Consider the following 11,698-nt stretch of genomic DNA (forward strand, 5'->3'; position numbering starts at 1 on the left):
TAAGTGCACAGGCGCCGTGGTTGCCCGTCGGGATCAGGAGATGTCGCCGGCGGCGCCGCGGCCGGCGGCACGGCCCGAGAAGATGCAGCCACCCAGGAAGGTCCCCTCCAAAGCCCGGTAGCCGTGGACGCCGCCGCCGCCGAAGCCGGCGACCTCGCCGGCCGCGTAGAGCCCGTCGAGCGGTGTGCCGTCGGCCTTGAGCACCCGAGAGTCCAAATCAGTCTCCAGTCCGCCCAACGTCTTTCGAGTCAGGATATGCAGCTTGACGGCAATCAGCGGCCCCGCCTTCGGATCCGTCAACCGATGCGGAGCCACGACGCGACCCAGCCGGTCGCCCCGATAGGTGCGCGCAATCCGGATCGCGTTGATCTGGCTGTCCTTGGTAAAACGGTTGGTCACTTCGCGATCGCGGGCTATGACTTCCTCGGCCACCATTTCGTAGTCCAGCGGCAGCACATCTGGCAGCTTGTTCATTGCGGAAACCAAGTCACGCAACGAGTTTGCGGTGACGAAGTCCACCCCGCGGTCGATGAAGGCCTGCACCGGGCCCGGCGGGCCGGACCGGGCCCGCGAGCGCAGCAGTTCGCCCACGCTGCGCCCGGTCAGGTCGGGGTTTTGTTCTTGACCCGACAGCGCGAACTCCTTCTCGATGATCCGGGCGTTGAGCACGAACCAGGTGTAGTCGTAGCCGGACCGCGCGATGTACTCCAGCGTTCCCAGCGTGTCGAAGCCGGGATACAGCGGGGCCGGCAGTCGCTTGCCCGTGGCGTCCAGCCACAGCGACGACGGGCTGGGGATGATCCGGATGCCGTGCCGCGGCCAGATGGGGTCGTAGTTGGTGATGCCCTCGGTGTAGTGCCACATCCGGTCGCGGTTGATCACCCGTGCGCCGGCTTTCTCGGTGATGCCGATCATCCTGCCGTCGACGTGGGCAGGTACCCCGCTGAGCAACGTCTCGGGGACCCGGCCCATGCGCTTGGGCCAGTTCGCCCGCACCAGGTCGTGGTTGCCGCCAATGCCGCCGCTGGTGACGATCACGGCCGGAGCGCGGAACTCGAACTGCCCCGACACTTTTCGTGATGACGGTGCACCCCGCGGCTCCGCTGACGGCTCCAGCACGCTGCCCCGCACACCGGTTATGGCGCCGTTCTCGACGATCAGCTCGTCCACCCGACGACGGTGCGCAAACCGCACCGCGGAGCGGTCACCCAGCCGGCGCGCGAAGATCTCCACCAGGGCCGGACCGGTTCCCCAGGTGATGTGGAAGCGGGGCACCGAGTTGCCGTGCCCGCGTGCGTCGTACCCGCCGCGCTCGGCCCATCCCACCAGCGGAAAGATTCGCAGCCCGCGGGCCCGCAGCCAACTGCGTTTCTCCCCAGCCGCGAAATCCACGTAGGCGTGTGCCCACTGCCTGGGCCAGTAGTCCTCGGGCCGGTCGAACGCGGCGGTGCCCAGCCAATCCTGCAGCGCCAGTTCGTGACTGTCGCGCACACCCAGGCGGCGCTGTTCGGGGCTGTCCACGAAGAACAGTCCGCCGAACGACCAGAAAGCCTGCCCACCGAGGTTGGCGCTATTCTCCTGGTCGAGGATCAGCACCCGCTTCCCGCGGTCGACGACCTCGCACGCGGCCACTAGGCCGGCGAGTCCCGCCCCGACGATGACGACGTCCGCGACCTCGCTCATAGGCGCCACTCTCCCCCGCAACCGGGGCGACCCCCGCGATTCATTCCGGCGTCAGCGTCGTCGGCGCGGCTCATGCCGCTCCAGAGTAGTGACCCAGCGGTCAGGCGGCGTCGGGAATAGCCCGATCGGCCAACCACCGATACACCGTGGGCGTGCAGCCGTGCAAGCAGGCCAGGTCGACGGCGTCGAGCACCGCCCGCAACCGACCGGCATCGCGCAGCTGATGGGCCGCAACCGCGATGCGCACGACACCGCCACGACGGGCGACGCGGTCGGCCGAGAGCACCAGCATGCGGCACCACCACGGCTCGGTCAGGAAGCCTTCCCCGATGCCCAGCACCCGGGCTCGCACCGTGGTGCTGCGCACCAGGTCGGTGATGCCGTGCAGATCGGCCAGCAGCCGGAACCCGTTGCGCGGCAATGCTGTGACCGCCCCGGGTGACACCGTCCACCCCGGTGCGGCGAACAGCCGGGTGCGCAACCCCACGTGCTCGAGCACACGGTCGGCGGCCATCAGCCGCAAGTTCGCCTCGTGCGCGGGGACCGCCGCGAACTCGCCGCGACGCTTCTTGGTAGCCGCCTCGTCGTAGCCGTGCAGCACGATCGCGTCGCCGCGGGCACGCCGGCCGGTCAACCAGGCCACAGTGGCCGGGTCACGATCAAGCCGGTAGCCACCCTTCAGCCGCGGCGCCACCAGCAGCGAGACCGGGACAGAACGCGCGTCCAGCTCGGCGCAGAACGCCTCGACGTCAGCCACGGTCCGTTCGGTAATCCCGGATACCGAGACGATCAGCCTTGCAACCACAGCACCATTGTGGCGATTCCAGGTGTCCACACGGTGACGGACACGCGGATAGCAGGCGTCGGGCCGGGTCTCCCACCAGCGCATCCGGCCAGGCGCAGCTGGGCGCGCCGGCGCCGAACTCTCCCGCCGGACCGGCTGGCGCGGCGCCGACGAACCGGGTGTTTCTGCCCGGATGACGACGCGGCTACCCGTGCGCACCGCCGCGGAGGTCGTCTTCCTGGTCGCGGCCGTTCTGGTCGCGGCCGTTCTGGTCGTAGTCGGCAGCCGATAACAGCCAGGCGTACTGAAAGGCGATCTCCCGCCACCGCTCGTAGCGGCCGCTGATGCCACCGTGGCCTGCGCTCATCTGGGTCTTCAACAACACCGGGTTGCCGTCAGTTTTGCTATGTCGCAGTGCCGCAACCCATTTCGCCGGCTCCACATAGTAGACCCTCGTGTCGTTGAGCGACGTCATAGCCAGGATCGACGGATATCGCTTCGCGGCGACGTTCTCATAGGGCGAATAGGACTTCACGTACGAGTACACGTCGCTGTCGCGCAACGGGTTTCCCCACTCGTCCCACTCGGTGACCGTCAGCGGCATGGACGGGTCCAGGATCGTGGTCAGCGGGTCGACGAACGGCACCTGCGCAAGGATTCCGGCGAACAGATCCGGAGCCTGGTTGGCCACCGCGCCCACCAGCAGACCGCCCGCACTTCCGCCCGATGCCACCAGATTCTGCGGCCTAGTGAGCCCCGAGTCCACCAGATGCCGCGCCACCGCGACGAAGTCGGTGAACGTGTTCTTCTTCTCCAGCAGCTTGCCGTGCTCGTACCATAACCGGCCCATCTCACCACCACCGCGGACATGCGCGATCGCGAACACCATGCCGCGGTCCAGCAGTGACAAGCGCGGTATCGAGAACCGCGGATCCTCGCAGATCTCGTAGGCTCCGTAACCGTACAGCAAAGTGCGAGCAGGGAACTCGATGCCAGCCCGGTGCACGATAGACACTGGGATGCGGGTGCCGTCGACCGCGACGGCCCAGTCGCGGCGTTCGACGTAGTCCTCGCGCCGGTAGCCGCCGAGCACCGGCTGTTCGCGCAGCAGGGCGCGCTCGCCGGTGTCGAGGTCGATGTCGTAGACCCGCACCGGGGTGACGAACGATCCCGCGCCGACGCGCAGTTTCGGCGAACCCCAGGTCGGGTTGACGCCCAGACCGGACGCCATCAGCTCGGAGTCGAACGTGATCTCTTCGGGGCGGCCGTAGTCGTCGCCGATCGGCCAGAGTTGCAGCCGCGGCAACGCCTCCCGCCGGTAACTGACCACCAGGTACCGCGCGAAGACGTCCACGGCGTCCAGACGCACATCGTCGCGATGACCGATCAACGTGCGTTGTGCGGCGGGATCGGCAACTGGCGCCTCGGCAAGCGCGAAGTTCACCGCGCCGTCGTTGTGTAGGATCACAAACCGGTCCTCGCCGCCGACGACCGCATGCTCCACCGAGTATTCGACGCCGTCGCGGCGCGGCCACACCGTGATGAACCCCGCCTGCGGATCGGCGGCATCGCCGTAGCGAACCTCGGAGGTGATCGCTGACCCCGACACGATCAACATGTAGGCGTCGCTGCGGGTGCGTCCCACCGCGACCCAGAATCGCTCGTCGGGCTCGTGGTACACCTTCTGCGCAGGCAGACCCGAACCCAGTCGATGCCGCCACACGGTGTCGGGACGCCACGCGGCGTCGAGGGTCACGTAGTACACCGTGTGGTTGTCGGTTGCCCACGTCGCTCCCGCCCCGATGCCGATGATCTCGTCGGGATACATCTTTCCGGTGCGTAAGTCCTTGAACCGCAGAGTGTATCGCTCGTCGCCGACGACGTCGACCGAATAGGCCAGGACATTGCCGTCGGGGCTCACATTGGCCGCGCCCAACGAGAAGAAGTCGTGCCCGTCGGCCTCGGCGTTCTCGTCGAGCAGCAGCTGTTCGCCGGCGATCTCGGTGTGCTCGTCGAAGTGCGGCGGGTGCCAGTCGTCGGGATCGGTTACCGGACAACGGCATTGCGCACCGTACTGTTTTCCCTCGAAGCTGCGGGCGTAGTACCAGAATTGGCCGCGCCGGGTCGGCACCGACAGGTCGGTTTCCTTGGTGCGGGCCTTGATCTCGTCGAAGATCGTCCGGCGCAGCGGCTCGAGATGGGCCGTAGTCTGGTCGGTGTAGTCGTTTTCGGCCTCCAGATGCGCGATCACCTCAGGGTTGGATTTTTCGCGCAGCCATTCGTAGGGGTCGATGAACACGTCGCCGTGAAACTCCCGCCGGCTGTCAACCCGCTTGGCGATCGGCGGCGCGGATATGCCGGTCACGCCGCCGATCCGATCCAGTCATCGAATCGCAGGCCGGAAATCCGTTGGTAGGCCTCGATGTAGCGGGCTCGGGTGGCGTCGACGATGTCGGTCGGCAACGGCGGCGGAGGCGCAGACCCGTAGCGGTCCCAGCCCGACTCGGAGCTGGTCAGCCAGTTACGGACGAACTGCTTGTCGAAGCTCATCTGCACCACCCCGGCCCGATAGTCGTCGGCCGGCCAGTACCGCGACGAGTCGGGCGTGAAGGCTTCGTCGGCCAGCACCAGGCCGCCGTGAGCGTCGACACCGAACTCGAACTTGGTGTCGGCGATGATGATTCCCTTCGTCAGGGCGTGGTCGGCGGCCTGCACGTACGTTTGCAGCGTCAGGTCGCGTAACCGGTTGGCGCGCACCGCGCCCACCATCTCGATCACCCGTGCGAACGAGATGTTCTCGTCGTGTTGTCCCAGTTCGGCTTTGGTCGCCGGGGTGAACAGCGGCTCGGAGAACCTGCTGGCCTCGACCAGCCCGGGGGGCAGCGGGATCCCACACAGTGAGCCGGTCTGCTGGTAGTCCAGCAGTCCCGACCCGGTCAGGTAGCCGCGGGCCACACACTCCACCGGAAGCATCTGCAGCTCCCGCACCACCAGCGCTCGGCCCAGCACCTCTGCCGGGATGCGCGGGTCGTCGGGCGGACCGGCCAGGTGGTTGGGCGCCTCGACGAACCCGAAGAAGAACACGCTCATCGCGGTGAGAACGCGGCCCTTGTCGGGGATCGTGCTGTCGAGCACGTAGTCGAACGCCGAAATCCGGTCTGTCGCGACGAACAGCAGATGCTCGTCGTCGATGCGGTACAGCTCGCGGACCTTGCCGCTGGCCAGATGCGGATAGTCGGACAGAGCGGGGCGCAACATCGGCTCAGACTATCCGGCGGCCCCGGGCCCCGGCAGCGCCGGGATCGACGCGGCAGATCGCGGTCCGTGCGCGATGCCACCGGCGGCGGTGACCGACACCGTGGTCTCAGCGCATCAGCGCGCGCGGCAGTCGTAGCAGCCCGGCGACGGCCACCACCACCCACGCCACGATCGCATTCCAGCAGAACACCAGCGAAATAGTCTGCAGGGAAGGCCGATTCAGTTCGGCGGCCATCGCGCCGGTGGCCGCCGAGTACATGCCCAGCGGGAACACCAACGTCCACCACACCCCGGCGAAATGCAGCATGTCGGGCCGTCGGCTGATGCGGTGCAGCCCGAAATAGATCAGCGGCGGTATCCACAGCGTCGCCAAAACCCAGGTCACCACCGTCACCGTGCGAACGGTCGCAGCCAGCCAGAGCGGGGCCAGCTGGTGGATGCCGTCACCGGCGAGCGTCGCTATCGCCAGCGCGCCCATCAGAATCCAGGTGTCGGGCTCGAAGCCGTCGCGGTCCTGCCGCTCGGCGACCGCGCGCCACAGGATCAGCCAGGTCATCACCGCGTAGACGCCGATCGCCAGCGCCCAGGTTCCCACCGCCAGCGCGGACCACCACCGCTGACCGGTGGCGCGTGCGGCCTGGGTGATCACGATCGCCAGGCCGGACGTGCCCACGCTGGCCAACTCCCACGCGCCGTGCGCGCCGTCGCGCAGAGCGATCCACCGGCGCGCCGCCATGCTGCGAGCGGTGCGCACGCACAGCACCAGCCACGCCGACAACGCGACGACACCGAGCGGCGCCGCCACCACCGGATGCGACACCACCCGGCTGTCCAGCACCGCGCACGCGGCGACGAAGGTGAACAATCGCAGCGTCACGTCCGGGTCGGTCAGGTTCCACGCGGTGACCCGCCGCGTGACGACCGCCCACACGACCAGAGCCAGCAAGCCCAGCGACGCCAGCACCGCCAGGGCGTCGCTGATCCGGGGGTAGTGGTGGTTGCGCGCGGCGATCGAGACGATCCCGGTCGCCATCACCACGGAGAACACGTCGGGCGGCAGGCGAAGATCACTCATGTGATGCCGCACGGCCCTACAGGATCGCACTCGGCGTGTACTTGGCCGCCTCCGGATACCGGGCGATCAGGTCGTCCACCGCGGCGACGACCTCGTCGACCTGGCCGCCGGCGGCGCCGGTGAACGCCTGCCGGTCGGCCAGCGCCGCGTCCAGCGCGGTGCGGTCCAGCGGCAGCCGCGGGTCGCCGGCCAGCCGGTCGAGCAGGTCGGGCTCGCCGCCCTCTCGCATCGCCAGCGCAGTCGCGACCGCGTGCTCGCGGATCACCTCGTGGGCGGCCTCGCGGCCCATCCCGGCGCGCACCGCGGCCATCAGCACCTTCGTCGTCGCCAGGAACGGCAGGTAGCGGTCGAGTTCGCGGCCGATCACCGCGGGGTAGGCGCCGAACTCGTCGAGCACGGTCAGCATCGTCTCGATCTGCCCGTCGACGGCGAAGAAGCTGTCCGGCAACGCCACCCGGCGCACCACCGAGCAGAACACGTCGCCCTCGTTCCACTGCGTCCCGGCCAGCTCGGCCACCATCGAGGCGTAGCCGCGCAGCACCACCTGCAGCCCGTTGACCCGTTCGCTGCTGCGGGTGTTCATCTTGTGCGGCATCGCCGACGAGCCGACCTGCCCCGCCGCGAAGCCCTCGGTGACCAGGTCGTGCCCGGCCATCAGCCGAATCGTGTGCGCCAACGACGAGGGGCCCGCACCCAACTGCACCAGAGCGGACACCACCTCGTGATCCAGCGAGCGCGGATACACCTGTCCGACGCTGGTCAAAACCGTTGTGAAACCTAAGAATTCAGCAACTCCGCGCTCCAACTCGGCCAGCTTGGCCGGGTCGCCGCCGAGCAGGTCCAGCATGTCCTGGGCGGTGCCCATCGGGCCCTTGATGCCGCGCAGCGGGTAGTGGTCGATCAGCTCCCGCAGCCGGGTCAGCGCCAACAGCGTCTCCTGGGCCGCGGAGGCGAATCGCTTGCCCAGCGTGGTGGCCTGGGCGGCGACGTTGTGGCTGCGCCCGGTGATCACCAGATCTCGGTAGGCCACCGCCCGCTCTGCCAGGCGTGCCAGCATCGCCACGGCGTGCGTGAACACCAGCTCCAGGGAGCGGCGGATCTGCATCTGCTCGACGTTCTCGGTCAGGTCGCGGCTGGTCATCCCCTTGTGGATGTGCTCGTGGCCGGCTTGCGCGTTGAACTCCTCGATGCGGGCCTTGACGTCATGGCGCAGCGCCCGCTCACGCGTTGCGATCGACGCCAGGTCGACGTCGTCGAGAACCCGCTCGTAGTCGGCGATCACGCCGGCCGGCGCCGGCACCCCCAGCTCGGCCTGGGCCCGCAGCACCGCCAGCCACAGCCGACGCTCGGCGACCACCTTGGCCCGCGGCGACCAGATCGCCACCATGTCGGCGCTCGCGTAGCGGCCGGCCAGCACGTTCGGGATGCTCACGAGTCCACAGCTTACGGGCGCGATGCGGCAGGCTGGGCAGATGCACTTCGTAGGTGTCGACCTCGCCTGGGGTGTGCGCAACCCGACAGGTGTGGCGGTGCTGGATGCCGACGGTCGGCTGGTGGCGCTGAGCGCAGCCCGCGACGACGACGCCGTGCTGACCGCGCTGCGCCCCTGGGTTCGCGGCGAGTGCCTGGTCGGCATCGACGCGCCGCTGGTGGTGACCAACCCGACCGGGCAGCGGGCCGCCGAGGCCGCGCTGAACCGCGACTTCGCCCGCTTCGAGGCCGGCGCCCATCCGGCCAACACCGGCAAACCTGAATTCGCCAACGGGCCGCGCGGCGCCCGGCTGGCCGCCGCACTGGGGCTCGACATCGATCCGCGGTCACCGGCGTCGCAGCGAGCCATCGAGGTCTATCCGCACGCGGCGATGGTGGCGCTGTTCCGGCTGCACCGCACGGTGAAATACAAGGCCAAGCCGGGCCGCCCGCTGGAGTTGCTGCGCGCGGAGTTGCTGCGGGTGATGGACCTGCTCGAGGGGCTGGCCCGGGCACCGGTCCCGCTGCGTGTCGCCGACGACGTCCGCTGGGGGGCGCTGCGCCGCCAGGTCCGGGGGGCGACCCGCAAAAGCGACCTGCGTCGCGCCGAGGATCCCGTCGACGCTGTCGTCTGCGCGTACGTGGCGCGCTACGCCCACCACCGCCCCGAGGGGGTCACCCGGTACGGCGATCACGTCACCGGTTGTATCGTGACGCCAACCGTGCCAATGGATTTGGCCGCGTCGCCGCGGCGACGTGCCCGCCGCGGCGACGCGATCACACCTGTGGCGACCGTGGGTCGAACGGCGCCAACGTGTCGATGATGTCGATCACGGTCGTTCGCACGGCCTCGCGCAGGTCCTGCCGACGATCGACCAGTGCGGACACCACGGCCCCGTCGACCGTGCTGATCAACGCCGAGATGAACTCCTCGCGGGCCGTCCGCCCCGATCGTTCGATGGCGTCGGCGACGGCGTCGGCGCGCTGGCGCAGGCTGCGCCGCTGGATGTCGAGCAGTGCGGGCAGCCGGGCGCAGGCGACGTAGCGCTCGTAGCGCGAGATGAGCTGCTCGGTCAGCGCCGGACCGGATTGCTCGCCGACCAGCAGGTCGACCAGGATGTCGGCGGTGGTCGCGGCGCTGCGCCGACGTCGGGACAGGCCGCTCACCCGGGCCCGTAGCTGCGCAGCTTCGAGCATCCCGAGTTGGGCTACCGCGCTGGCGACGAGGTCGTCGAGGCAGGAGAAGTAGTACGTCGTCGACGCCAACGGCAGGCCCGCCCGGCGCGCCACCGCGCGGTGCCGGACGGCGTCGAAACCACCTTCGCGCAGCAGGTCGGCGGCGGCGCTGACCAGTGCGTAGCGTCGTCGTTCTCCCTTGGGCGTGACAGCTGCCGTCACGCCTGACCATGCTGCCAGGCGGGGTGGCGCCGCACAGACCTTTCGGGCAAACACCCGGCCGATGGCATGATGGCCGGCATGCCCGAGTTGAGCCGCCGCGCCGCGTTGCGCCTCGGTGTGGGCGCGGCGGTCGGCGCCTGCGCGCTGGGGTTGGTGCCGCGCCCGCGTTCTGCGCCGGTCGCGCTGGCCGGGACCGGCGTCCCGTTGCTGCCGCCCGCGCCCGCGCAGCCGGCACCTGTTGCGGCGCAGACGATGGCGACCGGGTCGTTCGTGTCTGCGGCGCGCGCCGGGGTGACGACGAACTGGGCGATCGCCCGCCCGCCCGGTCAGACTTCAGCGCTACGACCGTTGATCCTGTTGCACGGCAAAGGATCCGACGCAGCAACAGTGATGGACGGCGGTGTCGAGCAGGGCCTGGCCCAGGCCGTCGGCGCCGGCCTGCCGCCGTTCGCGGTGGTCGCCGTCGATGGCGGCGGAAGTTATTGGCACAGAAGGGCTTCCGGCGAGGACTCGGGCACGATGGTGCTCGACGAGCTGATTCCCATGCTCGGTTCGCAAGACCTCGACACGTCGCGGGTGGCGTTTTTGGGATGGTCGATGGGCGGCTACGGCGCTTTGCTGCTCGGCGGCCGGCTCGGGCCGGCCCGCACGGCGGCGATCTGCGCGGTGAGCCCGGCGCTGTGGCTGTCCCCCGGGACGGCGGCGCCCGGCGCTTTCGACGGTGCCGGCGACTGGTCGGCCAACTCGGTGTTCGGAATGCCCTCGTTGGCGTCGATCCCGATCCGGGTGGACTGCGGTGACAGCGACCCGTTCTACGGCGCCACCAAACAGTTTGTGGCACAGTTGCCCAACCCGCCGGCCGGCGGGTTCTCTGCGGGCGGACACGACGCATCGTTTTGGAGTGCGCAGCTGCCCGCCGAGCTGACCTGGATCGCCCCGCTGCTGACGGCGTGAGCCGTCGGCAAATTCCGCTCTGCACAGTCCCGAACGGGTGTTATCGTCGAGCACATTCGGCCGCGCCCGAGGGCGTTACGGCTCTGTCACAGCGAAGGTCTGGGTATTCGATGTTGGTCAATCCGGAGTTGCTGCGTGGTTTCGCCCGTGAGGTCGACGCCGCGTCGGCGAAGATCAGCGGTGCTCATCTCGGGCAGAAGATGAGTACGGCCGCTGACGGGCTGCCGGGTTCGGCCACCCAGTGGGCGGCCCGCCTGGTCGGCGTGCGGATGACGGCGGTCACGGCCAAGATCGCCACGAATGTCGCCGATATGGGGGTGGCGGTGCGCGGTGCCGGTGACCGCTACGAGGTGGAGGACCATTCCCTCGCCGGTACATTCGACGGGTTGCTTTGACCCGTGCTGCCGTCGCGCTCGCGGTTGCAGAGCTGGAACCGTGGCTCCCTGTCGGTGGCGGCGTCCGCGGTGCAACCCGGCGGCGAGTCGGTCTATCAGGCTGTGCGCAATCTCGACGACGAGTGCGACCGGGCTGCCCGAAGCGCGAACCTGGTCGGGGTAAGCCCATGATGCGGCGACGAACATGTTTCGTCGGGCCGCCGATCAGGCGTCTCCGATGCTGACCTCCGCCGAGGCTGACGCTGCGGCGCTCGACAAAGGCAACGGGTCGATCGAGGCTGATGCCTGACTTGGCTCACGATTCGCGGTTTGTGCTGGCTGCAGCCCGCTGAACTACCGAAGGGCGTTAACGCACCGGTTCGCCTGCCGGGCGGCCGATCAGCCGGCAGCACCTGCACGCGAAGCGGCGAGTCGGACCTACGTTGCTGCGCAACACAACTCAAACCGCGTTGGTGCCGTGCCGAGCCGACCGCCACCGAGGTCCCGACCGCCACCGCAGGGCATTGTCGCGGCGTCGTGCACCCGAAGACCGCCCGATCCCCATATTGCCGCCTGGCCACATCAGCACCACCGGCCTCTGGACGAGGCGATGTGCGCCGTGCCCGCCTCTGCGCGACAACCTCCTTCCCAGCACCGCGCCGCCACAGCTGTCGACACACAACTGTCGACACACAACTGTCG

The 11,698-nt window shown here is 69.1% G+C and carries 10 protein-coding genes; 3 read left to right on the plus strand and 7 right to left on the minus strand.

Translation table 11 applies throughout. The features are described from left to right. Nucleotides 1-33: 33 nt before the first annotated feature. The 6 genes from ABDW21_RS12900 to purB all read right to left on the minus strand — a co-directional run bounded on the left by ABDW21_RS12900 (nt 34) and on the right by purB (nt 8,232). Nucleotides 34-1,683, minus strand: coding sequence for an FAD-binding dehydrogenase (locus ABDW21_RS12900; protein WP_343602497.1), 1,650 nt, complete (start codon nt 1,681-1,683; stop codon nt 34-36). Between the two features lie 100 nt (nt 1,684-1,783). Next, nucleotides 1,784-2,488 carry a DUF2334 domain-containing protein gene (locus ABDW21_RS12905; RefSeq protein WP_343602496.1) on the minus strand — a complete coding sequence of 235 codons (705 nt, stop codon included), beginning with the start codon at nt 2,486-2,488 and terminating at the stop codon, nt 1,784-1,786. A gap of 184 nt (nt 2,489-2,672) precedes the next feature. Beyond that, nucleotides 2,673-4,832 (minus strand): S9 family peptidase, encoded by a 2,160-nt coding sequence (locus tag ABDW21_RS12910; RefSeq protein ID WP_343710528.1) that lies wholly within the window; start codon nt 4,830-4,832, stop codon nt 2,673-2,675. Then, entirely contained in the window at nt 4,829-5,722 is an 894-nt protein-coding gene (locus ABDW21_RS12915) for a phosphoribosylaminoimidazolesuccinocarboxamide synthase (RefSeq protein ID WP_343602499.1), read from the minus strand. The genes ABDW21_RS12910 and ABDW21_RS12915 overlap by 4 nt, the downstream gene beginning before the upstream one ends. Before the next feature lie 109 nt (nt 5,723-5,831). Further along, on the minus strand, nt 5,832-6,800 hold the full coding sequence (locus tag ABDW21_RS12920; RefSeq protein WP_343602493.1) for a tellurite resistance/C4-dicarboxylate transporter family protein: 969 nt from the start codon (nt 6,798-6,800) through the stop codon (nt 5,832-5,834). A gap of 16 nt (nt 6,801-6,816) precedes the next feature. Then, nucleotides 6,817-8,232, minus strand: coding sequence for an adenylosuccinate lyase (gene purB, locus ABDW21_RS12925; protein ID WP_343602492.1), 1,416 nt, complete (start codon nt 8,230-8,232; stop codon nt 6,817-6,819). 40 nt (nt 8,233-8,272) lie between these two features. Between purB and ABDW21_RS12930 the strand changes: the two genes are divergently transcribed. Next, nucleotides 8,273-9,094: a DUF429 domain-containing protein gene (locus ABDW21_RS12930; protein WP_343602490.1), complete on the plus strand. Its 822-nt coding sequence runs from the start codon at nt 8,273-8,275 to the stop codon at nt 9,092-9,094. Here ABDW21_RS12930 and ABDW21_RS12935 read toward each other — a convergent pair. Then, the gene (locus tag ABDW21_RS12935; RefSeq protein ID WP_343602488.1) at nt 9,048-9,668 is read right to left on the minus strand and encodes a TetR family transcriptional regulator; all 621 of its coding nucleotides are present in this window, start codon (nt 9,666-9,668) and stop codon (nt 9,048-9,050) included. The two genes, ABDW21_RS12930 and ABDW21_RS12935, sit on opposite strands and share 47 nt — an antisense overlap. A 66-nt stretch (nt 9,669-9,734) precedes the next feature. Between ABDW21_RS12935 and ABDW21_RS12940 the strand changes: the two genes are divergently transcribed. Together ABDW21_RS12940 and ABDW21_RS12945 are read left to right on the plus strand one after the other, a co-directional pair. Continuing rightward, nucleotides 9,735-10,622, plus strand: a complete 888-nt coding sequence (locus tag ABDW21_RS12940; protein ID WP_343602486.1) for an alpha/beta hydrolase-fold protein — start codon at nt 9,735-9,737, stop codon at nt 10,620-10,622. Nucleotides 10,623-10,732: 110 nt separating this feature from the next. Continuing rightward, nucleotides 10,733-11,017, plus strand: a complete 285-nt coding sequence (locus tag ABDW21_RS12945; RefSeq protein WP_343602484.1) for a type VII secretion target — start codon at nt 10,733-10,735, stop codon at nt 11,015-11,017. The last annotated feature ends 681 nt before the right edge of the window (nt 11,018-11,698 follow it).

It is taken from the genome of Mycobacterium sp. (assembly GCF_039583805.1).
GTDB lineage: Bacteria > Actinomycetota > Actinomycetes > Mycobacteriales > Mycobacteriaceae > Mycobacterium.

Coding starts and splice junctions, on each gene's coding strand:
- ABDW21_RS12900 (WP_343602497.1), bottom strand. CDS start 1,683: ATGAGCGAGGTCGCGGACGTCGTCATCGTCGGGGCGGGACTCGCCGGC.
- ABDW21_RS12920 (WP_343602493.1), bottom strand. CDS start 6,800: ATGAGTGATCTTCGCCTGCCGCCCGACGTGTTCTCCGTGGTGATGGCG.
- ABDW21_RS12930 (WP_343602490.1), top strand. CDS start 8,273: ATGCACTTCGTAGGTGTCGACCTCGCCTGGGGTGTGCGCAACCCGACA.
- ABDW21_RS12940 (WP_343602486.1), top strand. CDS start 9,735: ATGATGGCCGGCATGCCCGAGTTGAGCCGCCGCGCCGCGTTGCGCCTC.
- ABDW21_RS12945 (WP_343602484.1), top strand. CDS start 10,733: ATGTTGGTCAATCCGGAGTTGCTGCGTGGTTTCGCCCGTGAGGTCGAC.